General features: G+C 52.0%; 20 protein-coding genes and 1 pseudogene. 14 read left to right on the top strand and 7 right to left on the bottom strand.

From position 1 onward, the window contains the following. The first annotated feature begins 61 nt into the window (after positions 1-61). Positions 62-637, top strand: a complete 576-nt coding sequence (gene pth, locus CKV66_RS09350; protein ID WP_085359700.1) for an aminoacyl-tRNA hydrolase — start codon at positions 62-64, stop codon at positions 635-637. A 383-nt stretch (positions 638-1,020) separates the two neighbouring features. Here the strand turns inward: pth and CKV66_RS09345 are convergent, their stop codons facing one another. Then, on the bottom strand, positions 1,021-1,752 hold the full coding sequence (locus CKV66_RS09345; protein ID WP_085363616.1) for a phosphoadenylyl-sulfate reductase: 732 nt from the start codon (positions 1,750-1,752) through the stop codon (positions 1,021-1,023). A 39-nt stretch (positions 1,753-1,791) separates the two neighbouring features. Between CKV66_RS09345 and CKV66_RS12650 the strand changes: the two are divergent. Further along, a pseudogene (locus tag CKV66_RS12650) lies at positions 1,792-1,994 on the top strand (lipoprotein signal peptidase). A gap of 107 nt (positions 1,995-2,101) precedes the next feature. Here CKV66_RS12650 and CKV66_RS09335 read toward each other — a convergent pair. Continuing rightward, positions 2,102-2,752, bottom strand: a complete 651-nt coding sequence (locus CKV66_RS09335; RefSeq protein ID WP_085356560.1) for a DedA family protein — start codon at positions 2,750-2,752, stop codon at positions 2,102-2,104. A gap of 200 nt (positions 2,753-2,952) precedes the next feature. Here CKV66_RS09335 and hda point away from each other — a divergent pair, with 200 nt between their 5' ends. From hda to nth, 6 genes are all read left to right on the top strand, one after another. Continuing rightward, positions 2,953-3,621 (top strand): DnaA regulatory inactivator Hda, encoded by a 669-nt coding sequence (hda, locus tag CKV66_RS09330; RefSeq protein WP_085363671.1) that lies wholly within the window; start codon positions 2,953-2,955, stop codon positions 3,619-3,621. Further along, positions 3,618-4,286, top strand: coding sequence for a histidinol-phosphatase (locus CKV66_RS09325; protein WP_085363615.1), 669 nt, complete (start codon positions 3,618-3,620; stop codon positions 4,284-4,286). The genes hda and CKV66_RS09325 overlap by 4 nt, the downstream gene beginning before the upstream one ends. Before the next feature lie 11 nt (positions 4,287-4,297). Further along, complete coding sequence (gene cutA, locus CKV66_RS09320) at positions 4,298-4,621, top strand: divalent-cation tolerance protein CutA (protein WP_085363614.1); 324 nt, start codon at positions 4,298-4,300, stop codon at positions 4,619-4,621. A 101-nt stretch (positions 4,622-4,722) separates the two neighbouring features. After that, positions 4,723-5,478, top strand: coding sequence for a CDP-diacylglycerol--serine O-phosphatidyltransferase (pssA, locus tag CKV66_RS09315; protein WP_085363613.1), 756 nt, complete (start codon positions 4,723-4,725; stop codon positions 5,476-5,478). A 118-nt stretch (positions 5,479-5,596) separates the two neighbouring features. Further along, complete coding sequence (locus tag CKV66_RS09310) at positions 5,597-6,403, top strand: sulfite exporter TauE/SafE family protein (protein WP_085363612.1); 807 nt, start codon at positions 5,597-5,599, stop codon at positions 6,401-6,403. A gap of 112 nt (positions 6,404-6,515) precedes the next feature. After that, positions 6,516-7,154 carry an endonuclease III gene (gene nth, locus CKV66_RS09305; RefSeq protein WP_085363611.1) on the top strand — a complete coding sequence of 213 codons (639 nt, stop codon included), beginning with the start codon at positions 6,516-6,518 and terminating at the stop codon, positions 7,152-7,154. A gap of 97 nt (positions 7,155-7,251) precedes the next feature. On the opposite strand, the gene CKV66_RS09300 is transcribed toward nth, so the two are convergent. After that, complete coding sequence (locus tag CKV66_RS09300; protein ID WP_085363610.1) at positions 7,252-7,590, bottom strand: hypothetical protein; 339 nt, start codon at positions 7,588-7,590, stop codon at positions 7,252-7,254. Positions 7,591-7,883: 293 nt separating this feature from the next. Here CKV66_RS09300 and CKV66_RS09295 point away from each other — a divergent pair, with 293 nt between their 5' ends. The 3 genes from CKV66_RS09295 to CKV66_RS09285 all read left to right on the top strand — a co-directional run bounded on the left by CKV66_RS09295 (position 7,884) and on the right by CKV66_RS09285 (position 10,407). Then, the gene (locus CKV66_RS09295) at positions 7,884-8,789 is read left to right on the top strand and encodes a lysine exporter LysO family protein (RefSeq protein WP_085363609.1); all 906 of its coding nucleotides are present in this window, start codon (positions 7,884-7,886) and stop codon (positions 8,787-8,789) included. A gap of 95 nt (positions 8,790-8,884) precedes the next feature. Continuing rightward, a complete protein-coding gene (locus CKV66_RS09290) occupies positions 8,885-9,670 on the top strand; it encodes a DeoR/GlpR family DNA-binding transcription regulator (RefSeq protein ID WP_085363608.1) in 786 nt (261 codons plus the stop codon). Between the two features lie 104 nt (positions 9,671-9,774). Beyond that, positions 9,775-10,407, top strand: a complete 633-nt coding sequence (locus tag CKV66_RS09285; RefSeq protein WP_085363607.1) for a hypothetical protein — start codon at positions 9,775-9,777, stop codon at positions 10,405-10,407. 89 nt (positions 10,408-10,496) lie between these two features. Here the strand turns inward: CKV66_RS09285 and CKV66_RS09280 are convergent, their stop codons facing one another. Next, on the bottom strand, positions 10,497-12,062 hold the full coding sequence (locus CKV66_RS09280; protein ID WP_085363606.1) for a vWA domain-containing protein: 1,566 nt from the start codon (positions 12,060-12,062) through the stop codon (positions 10,497-10,499). A gap of 729 nt (positions 12,063-12,791) precedes the next feature. Between CKV66_RS09280 and pncB the strand changes: the two genes are divergently transcribed. Both pncB and fabG read left to right on the top strand, forming a co-directional pair. Continuing rightward, positions 12,792-14,015, top strand: coding sequence for a nicotinate phosphoribosyltransferase (gene pncB / locus CKV66_RS09275; RefSeq protein WP_085363605.1), 1,224 nt, complete (start codon positions 12,792-12,794; stop codon positions 14,013-14,015). 298 nt (positions 14,016-14,313) lie between these two features. After that, entirely contained in the window at positions 14,314-15,060 is a 747-nt protein-coding gene (gene fabG, locus CKV66_RS09270; protein ID WP_054598874.1) for a 3-oxoacyl-ACP reductase FabG, read from the top strand. Positions 15,061-15,259: 199 nt separating this feature from the next. Here the strand turns inward: fabG and CKV66_RS09265 are convergent, their stop codons facing one another. Continuing rightward, complete coding sequence (locus CKV66_RS09265; RefSeq protein ID WP_085363604.1) at positions 15,260-16,156, bottom strand: segregation and condensation protein A; 897 nt, start codon at positions 16,154-16,156, stop codon at positions 15,260-15,262. Then, positions 16,153-16,923 carry a tRNA threonylcarbamoyladenosine dehydratase gene (locus CKV66_RS09260; protein ID WP_085363603.1) on the bottom strand — a complete coding sequence of 257 codons (771 nt, stop codon included), beginning with the start codon at positions 16,921-16,923 and terminating at the stop codon, positions 16,153-16,155. The genes CKV66_RS09265 and CKV66_RS09260 overlap by 4 nt, the downstream gene beginning before the upstream one ends. Before the next feature lie 136 nt (positions 16,924-17,059). Here CKV66_RS09260 and CKV66_RS09255 point away from each other — a divergent pair, with 136 nt between their 5' ends. Continuing rightward, complete coding sequence (locus tag CKV66_RS09255) at positions 17,060-17,527, top strand: universal stress protein (protein ID WP_085363670.1); 468 nt, start codon at positions 17,060-17,062, stop codon at positions 17,525-17,527. A gap of 84 nt (positions 17,528-17,611) precedes the next feature. On the opposite strand, the gene serB is transcribed toward CKV66_RS09255, so the two are convergent. Beyond that, the gene (gene serB / locus CKV66_RS09250; protein WP_085363602.1) at positions 17,612-18,448 is read right to left on the bottom strand and encodes a phosphoserine phosphatase SerB; all 837 of its coding nucleotides are present in this window, start codon (positions 18,446-18,448) and stop codon (positions 17,612-17,614) included. Positions 18,449-18,496: the final 48 nt, after the last annotated feature.

The following is an 18,496-nucleotide window of genomic DNA, read 5'->3' as shown; positions in this document are numbered from 1 at the left end:
GAATCAGAAGATACATCAGGCCGTCTGAAATTTCAGACGGCCATAAATATGGAAAGATAAAATGTCGGAAATCAAATTAATCGTCGGGCTGGGCAACCCCGGCGCGGAATACACACACACGCGCCACAACGCCGGATTTTGGCTGATAGACGAATTGGCTTGGGCATGGAACGCCCGCTTGAAAGAAGAGAAAAAATTTTTCGGCGAAGTGGCGCGCGTTACCCGCCCCGAAGGGGAAATATGGCTGCTGAAACCGAATACGTTTATGAACCGCTCCGGTCAGGCGGTGGCGGCATTGGCGTCGTTTTACAAAATCAAGCCGGAAGAAATTTTGGTGGTGCACGACGAATTGGACATCCCTTGCGGGCGCATCCGCTTCAAGCTCGGCGGCGGCAACGGCGGGCATAACGGCCTGAAAGACATTCAAGCCAGACTGGGCACGCCCGGTTTTTACCGCCTGCGTTTGGGCATCGACCACCCCGGCGACCGCAATCTGGTGGTTGGCTATGTGCTTAACAAGCCCAGCGCCGAAGACCGGCAGGCGATAGACGATGCCATCGCCAAATCCATACAGGGCTTGCCGCTGGTGTTGTCGGGTCAATGGGAAGAGGCGACCCGTTTTCTTCACAGCAAGTAATGTGAAAGCTTTTTGAAATCAGTTGGTAACTAAAATATTGGTTTCGATGTTCCGTTACTGAAAATCATACGCGGGCGGATGTGTAATCCGCTCCGCCCCTACAAAGCTGATTTCAGCGCGGCTCGCCGTTTCGTTTTATAAGAAATCCGCACGACCCGCTTTCAGACGGCCTCAAGCGTGCTTTTGTATTCTTCAATAATATAGTTAATCAATTTAAAAGTAGGATATACACCATACTCGGGCTTGACCCGGGTATCCCAAAATTTGCTGAAACTCAAGATACTCGGGTCAAGCCCGAGTATGACGGTTTTGTTATTAAACCTAAGTGGATTGGCTATATCTGAAATATATCTAATCCGTTTCAAACCGGTGGGTGCAAAACCTTATTTGTGCAGCCCGCATTCTTTGCTGTCTTTGTTTTCCCACCACCAACGCCCCGCACGGATGTTTTCGCCCAGTTTCACGGGGCGGGTGCAGGGTTCGCAGCCTATGCTGGGGTAGCCGCAGCGGTAAAGTGCGTTCAGCGGCACATTATGCGCGTGTGCGTAAGCCCAAACGTCGGCTTCTTCCCAGTCGAAAATCGGATTGAACTTGGCAATGCCGCGTGCGCCGTCGAACTCTTCAAAATCCAACCCGCTGCGGGTATCGGACTGGCTGCGCCGCTGTCCGGTTAACCATGCCGGTGCTTGGGCGAGGGCGCGGTTGAGCGGTTCGATTTTGCGGATGTGGCAGCATTGGCGGCGCAAGTCCACGCTTTCATACATGGCGGCTTGGCCGAACGCGCGCTCGAATGCGGCGGCAGCTTCGGCATCGGGGCGGAACACTTCGATTTCAAACGGATAGCGTATATTGGTTTCGCCGATTAAGGCCGAGGTTTCGGGGTTGAGCTTGCCCGTGTCGAGCGTGATGATGCGCAGAGGCAGTTTCAGACGGCCTATCATGTCTGCAATCACCATATCTTCCGCAGCAAGGCTGGATGCAAACACCGCCTGCGGAAAACGCGCGGCAATATCGTTCAAGCGTTCGCCGAGCGTTGCTTCCAAATGTTTCAGACGGCCTGATTGGGTTGGGTCGGGGGCGGGGATTTGCCAGAATTTGGGAGTGTGTAGAGACATAGCGGTATGGGTTTCGTGTGTTTAAACGGTATGAGACCTTTGCAAATCCCTCATCTGCGGCGCATTTTTGCGTTGTGCGTTTATGCCCTAGGGGTACTGCTCGCTCGTTTGCCTATCTATATGATATGTCTGCACCCGCTGTGCTGCTACGCCTTGAACTGCATCCACATCTGAGGGTTTTGCAAAGGTCTCGGTATGCTCAATGTTGGTTGATATTGTGCGCCCACCGCCGCAGGCTATAAAAGGAATGTTTGTTTATTTGTTTATAACCAAATGAAAGAGGCCGTCTGAAAATGATGTTTCAGACGGCCTCTAAGGTTTCTCAACTATATTGGAAATGCTTGGCGCTTTATCCGCCGCGTTTGCCTGCGCGTTTGGCGCGGATCACTTCAATCACGCCGGGTAGCACCGAAATCACGATAATCGCGCCCAGCACCAAGCCCAGATTGTTTTTCACCACCGGAATATTGGCGAAGAAATAGCCCGCGTAGGAAAACAGCACCACCCACAAAACGGCGCCGATCACGTTGAAGCGGATAAAGCGGCCGTAGTGCATATTCGCCATGCCTGCTACAAACGGGGCGAAAGTGCGCACGATGGGCACGAAGCGGGCGATGATGATGGTTTTGCCGCCGTATTTTTCGTAAAACTTGTGGGTTTTGTCGAGATAGCTGCGTTTGAAGATTTTGGAATCGGGGTTGGCAAACAGCTTGGCACCGAAGTATTTGCCGATCATAAAGTTCACCGCGTCGCCGATGATGGCCGAGGTAATCAGCAACGCCACCATCACATGGATATTCATTTCACCGATGGCCGCAATGCCGCCGGCGGCAAACAGCAGCGAATCGCCGGGCAGAAACGGCGTAACCACCAGCCCCGTTTCGCAGAAAATAATCAGAAACAGAATGGCGTAAATCCACACGCCGTATTGGGCGGCCAGCTCGGTAAGGTGTTGGTCGATATGCAGGATAAAGTCGATAATGGCTGAAATAAATTCCATCGGGCGTGCTTTCGGAAAAATGGGCACAAAGGCCGTCTGAACAAATATCTAAATTTAAAGGTTTCAGACGGCCCGACAAGTATAAAGTTCGCCATTTTAAGTGAAAACGTTAAATCCTGCCAAACGCCTGCCGCAGCTTGCTGCCGTTTGTTGAAACAACGTACAATGTGCCGTCTGAAAGCCGTTTGAAAACCGTTTCCGTGAACCAGCTTATTTTTGATTTTGCCGCCCGCGATTACCCTTCGTTCGACAAATTTTTAGGCACGTCGAACGCCGAACTTCTGCACGTTTTGCAACAGCAGCACGGGCAGTTTATTTACGTTTGGGGGCAGCAGGGTTCCGGCAAAAGCCATCTTTTGCAGGCTTGGGTGGCGCAGGCTTTGCAGGCGGGGCACAACGCCGTTTATATCGATGCCGCCTGCACGCCGCTGACCGACCAAGTGCTCGAAGCCGACTATCTGGCGGTGGATCAGGTTGACAAACTCAACGACGGCGAGCAGGCGGTATTGTTTGAAGCCTTCAACCGCTTCCGTAACAGCAAACACGGCTTTCTGTTGCTGAGTGCCGACGTGCCGCCGCCGCAACTGTTGATCCGCGAAGACTTGCGCACACGCATGGGCTATTGTTTGGTTTACGATGTCAAGCCTTTAACCGACCAAGAAAAAATCAACGCATTAATCAGCATGGCGGCAGCGCGGCAATTAACCGTAGAGCCGGAAATCTTCCAATACCTGCTCAACCACTGGCGGCGCGATATGGACAGCTTGATGCAGATGCTCGACACGCTCGACAACTACGCCGTGATGATGGGCAAACGCATCACCCTGCCGCTGCTGCGTCAACTCTTAAAACAACAGGAAACAGAATGAAAAACCTCGCCATTTTCGATTTGGACAACACCTTGATCAACACCGATTCCGACCATTCTTGGCCGCAATACTTAATGAAAAAAGGCGTGGTCGATATCGAATACACCCGCGCCCAAAACGACAAGTTTTACCGCGACTACCAAAACGGCTGTTTGGATATCGACGAGTTTCTTAAATTCCATCTCGAACCTTTAAGCCGCTTCAGCAAAGAAGAGCTGGCCGAAATGCATCGCGAATTTACCGCCGAATTTATCGCCCCGCGCATCTCGCCGATGGCCAAAATGCTGGTGCAGAGCCACCGCGATGCAGGCGACGAGCTGTTGGTCATCTCTTCCACCAACGAATTCATCATCACCCCGATTTGCCATATCTTCGGCATTGAAAACATTATCGGCACGCAGCTCGAAACCGGTTCGGACGGCCGTTACACCGGCCTGTACGTCGGCACGCCCAGTCTGAAAGAAGGCAAAATCACCCGCCTGAACGAATGGCTGGCCGCACGTGGCGAAACGCTCGAAAGCTATGGCAAAACCTATTTTTACAGCGATTCCAAAAACGATTTGCCGCTGCTGCGTTTGGTGAGCGACCCCGTAGCCGTCAACCCCGATGAAACCTTGCAGCAGGAAGCCGAAGAAAAAGGCTGGCCCGTGCTGAATTTTCGATAAGGCCGTCTGAAATGCCCCAATTCAAACCTGTTGTCGTCGTAACCACTGCGCCCAACCGCGAAGAAGCCGAACGCATCGGCGGTCTACTGCTGGAAAACCGTCTCGCCGCCTGCGTGCAATACGAAACCATCCGCAGCCAATATGTGTGGGACGGCGAATTGTGCAACGATGAAGAAATCCGCATCGTGATTAAAACCGCCCGCTGCCACTATAAAGCGGTGGAAAAAACCATCGTGCAAAACCACAGCTACGACTGCCCGCAAATTCTGATGCAGCCGGTGAGCAGAGGCTTTGTGCCGTATCTGCGTTGGATGAAGGCGCAGCTGGGTTTGTAAGCAGCCTTCGGCCTCATCGGGGCGTTTCTTCGCTATAATGAAATGAATAAACAGCATCACGAAACGCTTATTTCTTAGAAAACAGCCTTATCGGAAAAAACATGGATATACAGCAAAATCCAACCCAGCGGCACCGCGCGTCTTTGCGTAAGCACAGTATTTATCTGCTGCCCAATTCCTTTACCATCGCCGCCTTGTTTGCTGCGTTTTTCGCCATCACCCAAGCCATGCACGGGCATTATGAAACGGCGGCGATTGCGGTATTCATTGCCATGCTGCTCGACGGTATGGACGGGCGGGTGGCACGTTGGACAAATAGCCAAAGCGCGTTCGGCGAGCAGCTCGACAGCTTGGCCGACATGGTCAGCTTCGGCGTGGCGCCCGCTTTGATTGCCTACAAATGGCAGCTGTGGCAGTTCGGCAAAATCGGCTATTCGATTGCGTTTATTTATTGCGCGTGTGCGGCGTTGCGTTTGGCTTTGTTCAACACATTAATCGGGCGCGTGGACAAACGCTGGTTTATCGGCATTCCCAGCCCCACGGCGGCAGCTTTGATTGTGGGCATGATTTGGGTAAACCACAGCTACGAGCGCCTGCCTTATGTGCAGTGGTTGTGCCTGATTATTACGCTGTTTGCGGGCTTGTCTATGGTGGTGCAGATTCCGTTTTGGAGCTTTAAGGAAATCAACGTGCGCCGCAAAGTGCCGTTTTTCGCCATGATTATTTTCATGCTGATTTTGGCGGTGGCAGCATCGGAGCCTTCTTTGGTGCTGTTTCTGTTTTTCTTAGGATACAGTTTGTCGGGCTATGTGATGTTTGGCTGGCGGTGGTGGAAAAAACGCCGTCAGGCCGTCTGAAAACGAGCTTGGCGAGTTTCGCTAAAACGAACTTGCGAGCTTCGCTAAAACGAGCTTGGCTTAAAAACAAAAACCATTGTTGTCTATATCATCTACAAAGAAGCTATAAAGAAGAAAAATGCTGGATATTCAATTAATTATTATCATGCTGGCGGTGGGCAGTTTCGCCGGTTTCATCGCGGGGCTGCTCGGTATCGGCGGCGGGATGATTATCGTGCCGGTGGTGTTGTGGGTGCTGCAAATGCAGGGCATGGAAAACATCGCCCACGCGCAGCATTTGGCGGTGGGCACGTCGTTTGCGATTATGGTGTTTACTACGTTCTCCAGCATGATGGCGCAAAACCGCAAAGGTGCGGTGGATTGGCAGGTGGTGAAGCGTATGGCGCCGGGCATGATTTTCGGCGTGCTGCTCGGTTCGTTTATTGCTAAACACATTTCCAACGGCGCTTTGCAGATTTTCTTTATTGTGTTTACCGTGCTGATTGCTTTGAAAACGCTGGCGGATGCCAAGCCCAAACCGTCGCGCAGCCTGCCGGGAGGCGCGGGTTTGAGTGCGGTGGGCACTTTGTTCGGCGTCGTTTCGAGCTGGGTCGGTATCGGCGGCGGTTCTTTATCGGTGCCGTTTATGATGTATTGCAACGTGCCCGTGCATAAAGCGGTGGGCACTTCCGCCGGTTTGGCTTGGCCGATTGCGGTGGCGGGTGCGCTCGGTTATCTGTATTCCGGCTGGAATATCAGCGGCTTGCCCGAAGGGTCGTTCGGCTTTTGGTATCTGCCCGCGGTGGCGGTGTTGAGCGTGGCAACAGTAGTGTGCGCGCCGTTGGGCGTGAAAGCCGCGCACAAGTTGCCGCCTGCCAAACTCAAGCTGGCTTTCGGTATTTTGCTGCTGGTGATTGCCGGCAGAATGCTGTGGCGTTTGATATAGCGCTTATGCTTATGCGGGTGTAGAAGTTTACAGTTCAGGCCGTCTGAAATATTTCAGACGACCTTACTGACTGAATATCAAAAATAATTTTATTTCCAAACAAACCACTATCATGAATAAACAGATCCGCCAAGAAATATTCGAGCGTTTGCGCGCGGCCAATCCGCATCCTACGACCGAGCTGAATTTCAACAGCCCGTTTGAGCTGCTGATTGCCGTGCTGCTTTCCGCACAGGCAACCGACGTGGGCGTGAATAAAGTCACGGCTAAGCTGTTTCCCGTCGCTTCCACACCGCAGGCCATGCTGGATTTGGGGTTGGAAGGTATGATGGAATACACCAAAACCATCGGCCTGTACAAAACGAAATCCAAGCACATCATGGAAACCTGTCGGATTTTGTTGGAACAATACGGTGGCGAAGTGCCGGCGAACCGCGAAGCGCTCGAAGCGCTGCCGGGCGTAGGGCGCAAAACGGCCAATGTGGTGTTGAATACGGCCTTCGGGCAACCTGTGATGGCGGTGGATACGCACATTTTCCGCGTGTCGAACCGCACCAAGATTGCGCCGGGGAAAAACGTGCGCGAGGTGGAAGATAAGCTGATGAAGTTTGTGCCGAAAGAGTTTCTGCAAGACGCGCATCATTGGCTGATTCTGCACGGGCGTTACACCTGCAAAGCGCAGAAGCCTTTGTGTGAAAAGTGTTTGATTAACGATTTGTGCGAATACCCGGCCAAAACCGTGCCGTTATAAGGATAAACAAAAGACCTTTGCCGCACGCTGCACTCTTTTATTGCAGTGCGCGGCAAAGGTCTTGTTTTTTGCTTGATGAGATAAACGGTTGTGCTGTTTATTTGACGATTTCTACGGGGCCGTGGTCGTCGCAGTGGTCGCCGTGTTGGTGGTGCAGACGGCCGTTAACGATGTAGTCGGTGTGGTCGCCGTGCGGTACGGCTTCGTGACCGCAGCCGGGGCCGTGAACATGGCCGGCGCAACCGTGAACGGGATGGCAGCCGTCGGGATTGGTTTCATTCACGTCCAAACGGTGCTCGTCGTAATGGCCGTTGTGCTCGTGATGCAGATGGCCGTCGTGCAGATAGTCAACATGGTCGCCGTGTTTGATGGCGGTGTGGCCGCAGCCTTTACCGTGTACATGTTCGTGATTGGGGTGGGTTTTGCAATCGCTCATGGCTTTTCCTTTGATGGGAGGTTGATACTTTTCATCATACGACTAAAAAGCATGATTGTAAATAACCTATTGTTTATAATAGATTTTATTTCGATATATCATAACACTTCACAATGCGGAACAAAGGTGCTGCGCCCCGGGCGGGAAGGCGGAGCAAGCTGATTCGGGTATAATTCCGCCTTTTGCGCGGCTTGGTTGAAAAGGCGAGACAATCCTTTTGCCGAACCGCCGGATTAAGTGCAAAGCACGGTTTGTCTGTGCTTGAGGCCGTCTGAAAACTGAATAAATGGCTTATGGATAGTCTGCTTACGTTAATTTCCGTGTTGATACCGCTGTTTCTCGGCTTTTTTATCAGCGTGCCCAAACATTATGTACGGCTGGTGGATAAGGCTTTGGCGTGGCTGGTTTATATTATTCTGCTGTTGATCGGCGTGTCGCTGTCGCGCGTGGATAATTTGGTTGCGCAGTTGGATACGATTGCCGGTGCGGCGGCCTTGCTTTTCGGGTGTGTGATGGGTATGAACCTGCTGGTTTTGATGTGGTTCGACCGCCGTTATCCCCGCCAAACGCAAGGCAGCGGCAAGAAAAGCAGGGTGAGTATGGCGGGCAGTACGCGGCAGTTGGGCTGCGTGGCGGCGGGTTTTGTGCTGGGTAAAGCGATGGCAGGCCACTGGCTCCCGCCGGAAAGCACGGGCAATTATTGTTTGATGCTGATGGTGTTGCTGGTCGGTGTGCAGTTGCGCAGCAGCGGCATTACTTTGCGGCAGGTGTTGGTAAACCGCAGGGGCGTGCAGACCGGCGTGCTGTTTACCGTGTCGTCACTCATCGGCGGCATTGTGTTTGCGGCACTGATGCCCGAAGTGTCGTGGAGCAAAGGTTTGGCCTTGGCTTCGGGCTTCGGTTGGTATTCGCTCTCAGGCATTGTGATGACCGAAGCTTACGGGCCGGTGTGGGGCAGTATTGTTTTGTTGAACGATTTGTCGCGCGAATTTTTTGCTTTGGTGTTTATTCCGGTGCTGATGCGTAAGCACCCGAGCGCGGCGGTCGGCTCCGGCGGGGCGACGAGTATGGATTTTACGCTGCCGGTGATTCAAAGCTCGGGCGGTTTGCAGGTTGTGCCGCTGGCGATCAGCTTCGGTTTTATCGTGAACGTGCTGGCTCCGTTTCTGATGGTGGTTTTCTCCAATATGCACTTTTAAGCGCGCGCTTGCGCCACCACGCCGAATTTGGCACAATTCGCCGCATAAGTTGATGATGTAAAATTATTTTAACAATTGATAAAGTCACATAAGCCATGCCTCCCCGCATACAACGTCACGAAAAAATCATTGCCTTAGTGCGCGAATACAACTTCATGCCTATCGAGCAGCTGGCTCGGGAGCTGGACGTGACGCCGCAAACCATCCGCCGCGACATCAACCAGCTGTGCGAAGAGAACATTCTGCGGCGTTATCACGGCGGTGCGACTTTGGGCGACAGCTTGGAAAACGAGGATTTGAACACTCATAAAGCCAAGCTGCAAAACGAGAAAATCCACATTGCCGATTTGATTGCCGAGCATATTCCCGACAACGCGTCGCTGTTTTTGAGTATCGGTACCACGATTGAGGCCGTGGCAATGGCGTTGGTGAAAAAGCGCAAAGGCCTGTGCATCATTACCAATAATATTCATGTGGCGTCGATTGTATCGGGGCGCAGCGATTACACCGTGATTATTACCTCCGGCGTGGTGCGCCCGATTGACGGCGGCGTAACCGGCGTGGCGACGGTGGATTTTATTAATCAGTTCAAAACCGATTATGCCGTGTTGAGCGCGTCGGGCGTGGATGCCGACGGCTCGCTGCTGGATTTCGACTACAAAGAAGTCAGCGTGATGCAGGCGATGATGGCCAATGCGCGTATGTGTTATTTGGGTGTCGATCACAGCAAATTCGGCCGCAATGCTTTGGTGCGGATGGGCGATATTACCGAGTTTGACGCGGTGTTTACCGACCAAACGCCCGATGAAACCATGTGCAAACAGCTCGAAGCGCAGGGCGTGAAATGGTATGTGGCGGAACGCGGCGCCGATGAAGAATAGGCTCGCCATAATCAAGTAAAGATTTTCTAATATTAATAATAGACCCTGAAAAATCAGGGTCTTATATTATTATTAGGACTCACTTTTCAAAAAAGGAATTCTACATGTTACGTTACCAATTACGTTACCAACATCCAGTAACTCCCGTTCAAAATGATGTTATTAATCAATTCTGCACGAGCTTGAGTGAAGAAAAACCTATTTATGTAGAAGTTATTCTAGAGAATGGGGCGGAGGCTAATGAATGTTTTCACAATGTTCTTAAACATATTGAAAAGCATGGGGGAGAAATGGCTTTAGGATGGGCCATTTGGGAATTGCCTACTTTATATGTAGAAGCAGAATTTCATGCTGTTTGGGAAAAAAATGGTCAATATATTAATATTACACCTAAAAATGAAGTGCAAAGGCGAATTTTATTTGTACCTGATGATAAACTTATTTATGAAGGTAATCAGAAAAATAATATTCGACAACTGTATCGCCCAAATCCTCTTTTGGAGGAATTTTTCGGAATGTGTGATGAAAAATTTAACCTCTTAAATGCTAATGGTAGACAAGACCAATATGGAGAAATAGAACTATTTGGCAAGGAAGAGGCGCAGATGAAGCAAATAACAAACAAACTTATGCAGCTTGCACCTCAAGTTTTTCAATTGCACCCGCATTACTCCCCCTATCTAGCTTGCCCTTGTGGTTGTGGGAAAAAAGCAAAGTGGTGTGATTTTAAAAAATAGGCCGTCTGAAAAGTTTTTTTCAGACGGCCTGAGTTTTTTGCTTGTGTATTAAACAGCTTAGAACGGTGTAGAGAGTCAGCACGCATCATTTACTGAATCGGCGCCAATTCTATCTGCTCAATCTGTTTCACCCACAAATCTTGTTCTAAACCGTTGCGGGCAAAATCACCGATCAGCTCAAACACGTTGTCGCTGAAGCCGCCGATATTCAGGATATCGCTGCGGTTGGGCGTTTGCGCGCTGGTGTAGGGCTGGATGTCGATGCACACCATTTTGGCTTTGGGGCAGCGGCGTTTCAAGATTTCCCACTCTCTCATCAGGCCGGTTTTGCCGTTTGTTCGCCCGAGGTCGGCCCAGCTTTCGTTGTCTGAAACCATAATCAGCAGATCGACATGCGCTTTCTCTTTGTTGAGTTTTGCCAAAGGCGCGCTGCATGATGTGCCGCCACCGCCTATTTGGGCGAGCTTTTCGGCGTTGGTCATGATGCTGTCGCGCGGATTAAGCTCGACGCCGACCACGATGGTTTCAAACGGGATAACGCGCGCTTCCGGGTTGGTGCGCAGAAAAGCGGCGGACACCAGCGCGGCCACGTCCACGCAACGGGTTTTGCTGGTGGCCGAGTGGCGGTAGCCGGTAACGGGGCTGTGCATGGAGCCGGATACGTCGGGGCAGACAACCACTTTGCCTGCCAGCTTGGGTACGTTTTGGACAGCGGTTTCCATTGCGTCCTGCAAGGCGTTGCTGATTTCAGACGGCAAGTTTTTTGAGGCCGTCTGAAAAGCGGTCAGCAGCTGGTAGGGCAATACGCGTGCTTTGGCGATAGCCTGTTTGTTGCGCAGTTTCTTGGCGATGTGGTGCACGTTTTTCTGCTTTTCAAACACGCCGTGGCGGTGGAAAGTGTTCAGGTTTTGACGCACTTGCTGCCATGAGCCGTTACGGGCGATTTGCGCCCAGCCGCCGTTGTCGAGATTCAGGGAAGTCAACATTTGGAACGGCACGTCGGGCAGCGGGCCGCTGCGTTCGCGTTTGTAGATTTCAAAGGCGCGGGTAAGCGGCGGCAAATCGGCTTCGTTGAAAGGTTTGCCGATCAACCACGCGAACCAAGCGGCACGCCAAGCTTCTTTGGGCTTGGGGTGAACCATTTTCACAATGTCGGCCAAAAAAGGGTTGTTGCCAATCGCAGCGTTCAGCAGCTGTTTTTCGTTGGCGGTAAGCAGCCAGTGCTGAATCAGCTTTTTCGGGCGCGAACCGAACGATTGCCGACCGGTGGTGCCGCTGCGGATGATTTGAACGAAGTTGCGCAGCATTTTGCCGTTGTCTGCAACGCGGTCGAACACACGTGCCAGCATAGAAACGTCTTTGTGCGCCAAAATCGCCAGCAGCAGGGCGGGCATGTCTTTCATATAGCCTTTTTGGTGCGCATATACGGCGGTTTTGGCGATGAATTCTGCGTCTAATTTTTCGGCAAGCTCGCTGACTTTGGCCAGTTGGCTTTCGGCCGTAGCGTAGAACGTGTTGTTTAAGCAGCCGGTGGCGGCCAGTTGGGCAAGCTGTTGCTTGGGCGTTAAGCTGTAAGCCAAGCCGCCCGCTTCGTTATAAGTGTCGGCGGCGGTTAAACGGTTTTTAATGGATTGGAACAGGCTGATGTTGGCCATTTCATTATCCTTTTCTGATTGCGCCTGCCGCTGTGTACCGGCAGGTATGGCTTAAATAGGTGGCGGCTAGGTGGTGGCAAGATATCTGCTTTTTGCAGTCTCCGAAAAATGTAATCCTGCCGGCATCCGCCGAAAAAAAGCGGTGGTTGGGCGATGAGAAATAACTTTCACATTAGTGCTTCGGCATTCGCTTGCCGCGCCCAAACGCTTGCCAAACGGTTTTCTTTAGTTTGGTTTTTAAGGCTTGAGGCCGTCTGAAAAGATGGTGGTTGTAGCAATAACTGATTTTCAGACGGCCTTTGGAATAAAGGGCACCTTTCACAACAAGAGGTGGAGAAATGTTACGCGCTCTATCCATCTGAGCTACTCTGCCATCGTGGCGGCAGAGACGGGACTCGAACCCGCGACCTCGAGCTTCACTAGGCTGTAATTCCTCCGGCATTTGTGCCGGGTGCTTGATGGGTATATTGCAAACGCCGTGCCATGTTTGATTTTTATTTGTGAAAAATTTTTAGTGTTTTGATTTTAAATGAAATAAAATTTTTATGAGAAAATCGGCAATCATATCGACATGAAAGAAAAATAGTTTAATTTCTAGTAAATTAGAAATATAGATAGATGAATAAGCCGGGATAGTAAAGAGGCCGTCTGAAACAAAAAACCACAAAGTCTGTCAAACATGGTTTAATGACAATCCGGCCCAATTAGATAAGGGATGAGACGATTACCATGAAACCGAACGCTCCAATTATCCAATCGCTGCTCGACACTGATTTATACAAATTCAGCATGTTGCAGGTGATTCTCCATCAATTTCCCCAAGCGCACGGTGTGTATGAGTTCCGTTGCCGCAACAACGATCAAACCGTTTACCCGCTCGCCGAAATCCAAGCCGATTTGGAGCGTGAGTTGGACGACTTGTGCCGCTTGCAGCTCACTCAAGACGAGCTGGATTATCTGCGCGGGCTGCGTTTCATCAAGAGCGATTTTGTGGATTACATGGAGCTTTTCCAGCTCAAACGCCGTTTTGTCAAAGTGAGCACCGACGACGAAGGCCGCCTGCACATTAAAGTGGAAGGGCCGATGATACAGGCGATGTTCTTCGAGATTTACATTCTTGCCATCGTTAACGAACTTTATTTCCGCCGCCTCGAAACGCCCGAAGTGCTGGCCGAAGGCGAGCGCCGTCTGCAAGCCAAAGCGGCGCGTTTGAAAGAGTTGGCCGCCGCTCAAAAGCCTTACGATCCGCCGTTCCTGATTTCCGACTTCGGCACGCGCCGCCGCTATAACTTGGCTTGGCAAGAGCACGTTGTCCGCACTTTGCTGGCTGCCGCGCCTGATGTTGTCCGCGGTACCAGCAATGTTTATTTGGCTAAGAAACTCGGCATCACGCCCATCGGCACGATGGCACACGAATTTCTGCAAGCTTTCCAAGCTCTGGATGTGCGCCTGCGCGATTTCCAAAAAGCCGCGCTGGAAGCATGGGTGAAAGAATACCGCGGCGACCTCGGTATCGCCCTAACCGACGTAGTAGGCATGGACGCTTTCCTGCGCGATTTCGACCTTTATTTCGCCAAACTGTTTGACGGTCTGCGCCACGACAGCGGCGATCCTTATGTTTGGGGCGACAAAGCCTATGCCCACTACAAAAAGCTCAAAATCGACAGCCGCACCAAAATGCTGACTTTTTCAGACGGCCTGAATATCGAAAAATCATGGGCATTGCATCAATATTTTAAAGACCGCTTCAAAACCAGCTTCGGTATCGGTACCAATCTCACCAACGATTTAGGCCACACGACGCTGAATATCGTGTTGAAACTGGTGGAGTGCAACGGCCAATCGGTTGCCAAACTTTCCGACAGCCCGGGCAAAACCATGACCGACAACAATACCTTCCTCGCCTATTTGCGGCAGGTGTTTCAAATTCCCGAGCCGGTTGAGAAACCATAACTGCGCAACCATGATCAGGCCGTCTGAAATTTTTTCAGACGGCCTCACTATTAAATATTTAGATGGTTCACTCTATTTTTATGCCTGTACAAGCCTGTTTTGAAAATTATTTATGCCGGATTCGCAGCGGCAGAAGGTGTGCAACCCTGCCGCAACGCCCGAATCAGGCGGTTTTGCAAAGGTCTTTATTTGTGATATAAGGCGTGTGCTGATTGAAAACCAACCGACTTTATTAAACTTAAACAGGCTTCATTTGAAGGCCGTCTGAACATTTCAACAGATCAAAAAAGGAAATATCATGAGTTCACAAGATTTGAGCGGCAAAATCGCTTTGGTAACCGGCGCATCGCGCGGCATCGGCGCGGCGATTGCCGACACATTGGCACAAGCCGGCGCAACCGTTATCGGCACCGCCACCAGTGAAAGCGGTGCGCAAGCCATCGGCGAACGCTTGGCACAATGGGGCGGCAAAGGCCGCGCCTTGAATGCCGCCGATGAAAACGGCATCGAAAACCTGATTTCAGACATCGAACAGGAATTCGGCAAACTCGATATTCTCGTCAACAACGCCGGCATTACCCGCGACAATCTGCTGATGCGCATGAAAGAAGAAGAGTGGGACGAAATCATGCAGGTAAACCTGAAATCAGTATTCCGTGCCAGCAAAGCCGTATTGCGCGGCATGATGAAACAGCGCAGCGGCCGCATCATCAACATCACTTCCGTAGTCGGCACTATGGGCAATGCAGGCCAAACCAACTATGCCGCCGCCAAAGCGGGCCTGATCGGTTTTGCCAAATCGATGGCACGCGAAGTCGGCAGCCGCGGCATTACCGTGAACTGTGTCGCCCCCGGCTTTATCGACACCGACATGACCCGCGCGCTGCCCGAAGAAACCCGCAAAATGTTTACCGCGCAAACGTCATTGGGCAAGTTTGGCGAAGCGCAAGATATTGCCGACGCCGTGCTGTTTTTGGCCAGCGACCAAGCCAAATACATCACCGGCCAAACCCTGCATGTGAACGGCGGTATGTTGATGCCTTAACGGCATGTGGTTAATCCGCTTGAGAGTAAGTACATACGTCATGTTTGGGTTAAGCCTGAGTGGTCGTATAAGTTACTCGCTAAGCAGATTGACTATATATAAAACAGCAAAAGGTTAGCCTTGATGCCGACGAGGCCGTCTGAAAATGTTCAGACGGCCTCGTTGCATATGTGTGGCTTACATGCTTGAAAAAGATGTTTTATCCAATCAAATCATTATCTTTTTCAGCAGAATCAGCCGCCGCTTCTTCCGGCTCTTCCTGTGCAGGCAGCTCGGAAACTTCAACACCGTCGTCTTTCAGGCGGATATCAATTTCGGCAAAACTTTGCGGCTGGATGATGCGCACCAAGCCTTCTTTGGCCAATTCCAGCAAAGCGATAAAGTTGACCACCACATAAGCGATGCCTTGTTCGGGATGGAACAGCTCGGAAAAGCGGCATTGCCCGCGTTCGTTCAAACGGCGCAAGATGCTGCTCATTTGCGCGCGTACCGAAATCGCTTCCTGTACGACGGCGTGGCTGCGGGTGTGCTTGGCGCGGGAAAGGATGTTCAGCCATGCCTGCGTGAGGTCGGCAACATGCACATCGGGCAGTTTGGCTTCAACGGCGATTTCCAGCGGCAGATAAGCCCATGCAAAATCGCGTCCGGCGCGGGGCAGGGCGTCCAAACCGGCGGCGGCGAGCTTCATTTGTTCGTAAGCCAGCAGGCGGCGCACCAGTTCGGCGCGCGGGTCGGCTTCTTCGCCTTCTTCGATGCCGGCAGGTTGCGGCAGCAGCAGCCGAGATTTGATTTCAATCAGCACCGCCGCCATCAGCAGGTATTCCGCCGCCAAATCAAACTGATAGGCTTCCATCTGGGCGATGTAGTGCAGATATTGCTCGGTGATTTTAATCATCGGAATATCCAGCACGTCGATATTCTGCTTGCGGATCAGGTAAAGCAGCAAATCCAGCGGCCCTTGAAAGCTGTGCAGCACCACCTTGAGCGCATCGGGCGGGATAAACAAATCCTGCGGCACGTCGGTAACGGGCTGGCCGAAAATCCATGCGACGGCGTTTTCAGACGGCCTGTTGGTGTGTTCGGCTGTCGAAGTCATTTCCGATTACCTATATGGTCGATAGCTGCCTGCGCACAATACAGGCCGAATGAGGCGGTAACCAACATGCTCGCGCCGTAGCCCGCGCAGGATAACCCTTGCGGGGCGGCATCGGCTGCACAGGCTTCGCCCGATTGCGGCGGGGTGATGTTTTCGGTGGAAAACACACAGGGTACGTTCATTTTGGCTTTGGTGTCGCGGGAAAAGCCGTAGCGTTTGCGCAGGGTGTAGCGCAGGTTGGCGAGCAGCGGGTCGTGGGTTACGCGGCTCAAATCGGCAGTCTGAATCAGCGCGGGGTTTTTCTGTCCGCCGGCACCGCCGCTGAGGATAAAAGGTTGTTTATGTTGGACGAAATAGGCCGCCATTGCTGCTTTTACGCGCACTTGGTCGATGGCGTCGATCACAAAATCGAAAGGCCGTCTGAACAGTTCGTCAAGGTTTTCTTCGGTAACGAAGTCTTCGATTTCGGTTACTTGGCAGTCGGGATTGATTTGCAGGATGCGTTCGTGCAGCGAGCTGACTTTGGCTTTGCCGAATTCGGAAGTCAGCGCGGGAAGCTGGCGGTTGACGTTGGATTCGGCCACGTTATCCAAATCAATCAAGGTCAGACGGCCGATGCCGGTGCGTGCGAGTGCTTCTACCGCCCAAGAGCCGACACCGCCGACGCCCACCACGCACACATGGGCTTGATGAAAGCGTTGCAGGGCTTCGGTGCCATACAGGCGGGCAATGCCGCCGAAGCGGCGGGCAGAAAGGGATTCGGACATGTTCGGCCTTGTGGTAAGTCAAATTCAACACAAAAAACGCTGCTAAAACAGCGTGGGGGTATTATACTTCAAGCTGGGTTTGATTCACACTTCACACAAAGGGCCGGTAAGGTGCCGTAACCAAGGAGAATGAATGATGTATAAAAATTTAGTGGTGGCCGTAGATGGTAGCGCAACATCTCTCAATGCCTTGAAACATGCAGCCGCTTTGGCCAGCTCGGGCAATGCGCGTTTGACTTTGGTGCATGTGGCCAATCCCGCCGAATATATGGCGCTGGCTCCTGAGTTTCTGCAACACGAGAGTTATGAAGCGGCAGCGGTCGCACAAGGTAACGAGGTTTTGGATTTTGCCGAAAACAGCGCCAAAGAGCAGGGCGTGTCGGATGTGGTGAAACATCTGCTGGTGGCCAATAAAGGCGCACGCGAAATGGCTCAAGAATTGGTGGATTATGCCGATTCTCAAGGTTCTGATCTGATTGTGTTGGGTACGCACGGTCGTAGCGGTTTGATGCACTTGTTGATGGGCAGCTTTGCCGAAACCGTGATGCGTCAAAGCCATCTGCCGCTGCTGGTCATCCGCAGCACGGAGAGCGAACAAGAATAAAGCTGTCGCTTGAAATGATGAGGCCGTCTGAAAGCGAAGCTCTCAAGTTCGCTTTCAGACGGCCTTATTTCATTTATCAGACTTTTAACGGAACCAACCGCGCACGGCTTCCAGTCCGCCGAAGCGGATACAGGCATCGGCATGTGCTTGGGCTTTGGGTTTGGCGCGGTAGGCGATGCCGACGCCGGATTCGAGCAGCATAGGAATATCGTTGGCGCCGTCGCCCATGGCTAATACTTGGTGCGCTTGTAAACCGAGTTTGGCGCGGTATTCTGCCAGCAAATCGGCTTTGGTTTGGGCATCGACGATTTTGCCGACGAGTTTTCCGGTAAGCTTGCTGTCTGAAATTTCCAGTACGTTGGCGTGTTGGTATTCAAAGCCGAGCCGCTGTTGCAGCCGTTCGGTGAAAAAGGTGAAGCCACCGGACACCAGCAAAAACTTCACGCCGTGTTTCTTGCATTCATCCAGCAGATATTCCGCACCGGGCGAAAGCTGTAACACCTTGTCGTACACTTCTTGCAGCACGCGCGCATCCAAGCCGGCGAGTAGGGCGACGCGGCGGCGCAGGGATTGTTCGAAATCCAATTCGCCGCGCATGGCTTGCTCGGTAATCTCGGTAACCTGTTCTTTCAGGCCGACTCCGGCGGCAATTTCGTCCACGCATTCGATGGTAATCAGCGTCGAATCCATGTCGCTCACAATCAGGCCCAAGTCGGAAAACGCCATGTCGGGCAACACGGCATAATCGATAGACTGCTCCAGCAGCGCGTGTGAAAGCGTTTCGCTGACTTGGAAATCGTCGGCCACGGGAATGCGCAGGGTGCGGCCGGATGGTGTTGCCGCAGGCAGATTGAGGCTGTTTAAAACGTTTAAGTTGCATTGGCCGAGAGACGGATGCTGGAGAATGAGTACGCGTTGCATGGTGAATTGGAGGTCGTATCAAAGATGTCGGATTATAAAAGAAATTAC

Origin of the sequence: Neisseria zoodegmatis (assembly GCF_900187305.1) — a bacterium.
Lineage (GTDB): Bacteria > Pseudomonadota > Gammaproteobacteria > Burkholderiales > Neisseriaceae > Neisseria > Neisseria zoodegmatis.
This window is presented reverse-complemented; position numbering and strand designations above follow the sequence as displayed.

Coding starts and splice junctions, on each gene's coding strand:
- pth (WP_085359700.1), top strand. CDS start 62: ATGTCGGAAATCAAATTAATCGTCGGGCTGGGCAACCCCGGCGCGGAA.
- CKV66_RS09345 (WP_085363616.1), bottom strand. CDS start 1,752: ATGTCTCTACACACTCCCAAATTCTGGCAAATCCCCGCCCCCGACCCA.
- CKV66_RS09335 (WP_085356560.1), bottom strand. CDS start 2,752: ATGGAATTTATTTCAGCCATTATCGACTTTATCCTGCATATCGACCAA.
- CKV66_RS09325 (WP_085363615.1), top strand. CDS start 3,618: ATGAAAAACCTCGCCATTTTCGATTTGGACAACACCTTGATCAACACC.
- cutA (WP_085363614.1), top strand. CDS start 4,298: ATGCCCCAATTCAAACCTGTTGTCGTCGTAACCACTGCGCCCAACCGC.
- pssA (WP_085363613.1), top strand. CDS start 4,723: ATGGATATACAGCAAAATCCAACCCAGCGGCACCGCGCGTCTTTGCGT.
- CKV66_RS09310 (WP_085363612.1), top strand. CDS start 5,597: ATGCTGGATATTCAATTAATTATTATCATGCTGGCGGTGGGCAGTTTC.
- nth (WP_085363611.1), top strand. CDS start 6,516: ATGAATAAACAGATCCGCCAAGAAATATTCGAGCGTTTGCGCGCGGCC.
- CKV66_RS09300 (WP_085363610.1), bottom strand. CDS start 7,590: ATGAGCGATTGCAAAACCCACCCCAATCACGAACATGTACACGGTAAA.
- CKV66_RS09295 (WP_085363609.1), top strand. CDS start 7,884: ATGGATAGTCTGCTTACGTTAATTTCCGTGTTGATACCGCTGTTTCTC.
- CKV66_RS09290 (WP_085363608.1), top strand. CDS start 8,885: ATGCCTCCCCGCATACAACGTCACGAAAAAATCATTGCCTTAGTGCGC.
- CKV66_RS09285 (WP_085363607.1), top strand. CDS start 9,775: ATGTTACGTTACCAATTACGTTACCAACATCCAGTAACTCCCGTTCAA.
- CKV66_RS09280 (WP_085363606.1), bottom strand. CDS start 12,062: ATGGCCAACATCAGCCTGTTCCAATCCATTAAAAACCGTTTAACCGCC.
- pncB (WP_085363605.1), top strand. CDS start 12,792: ATGAAACCGAACGCTCCAATTATCCAATCGCTGCTCGACACTGATTTA.
- fabG (WP_054598874.1), top strand. CDS start 14,314: ATGAGTTCACAAGATTTGAGCGGCAAAATCGCTTTGGTAACCGGCGCA.
- CKV66_RS09265 (WP_085363604.1), bottom strand. CDS start 16,156: ATGACTTCGACAGCCGAACACACCAACAGGCCGTCTGAAAACGCCGTC.
- CKV66_RS09260 (WP_085363603.1), bottom strand. CDS start 16,923: ATGTCCGAATCCCTTTCTGCCCGCCGCTTCGGCGGCATTGCCCGCCTG.
- CKV66_RS09255 (WP_085363670.1), top strand. CDS start 17,060: ATGTATAAAAATTTAGTGGTGGCCGTAGATGGTAGCGCAACATCTCTC.
- serB (WP_085363602.1), bottom strand. CDS start 18,448: ATGCAACGCGTACTCATTCTCCAGCATCCGTCTCTCGGCCAATGCAAC.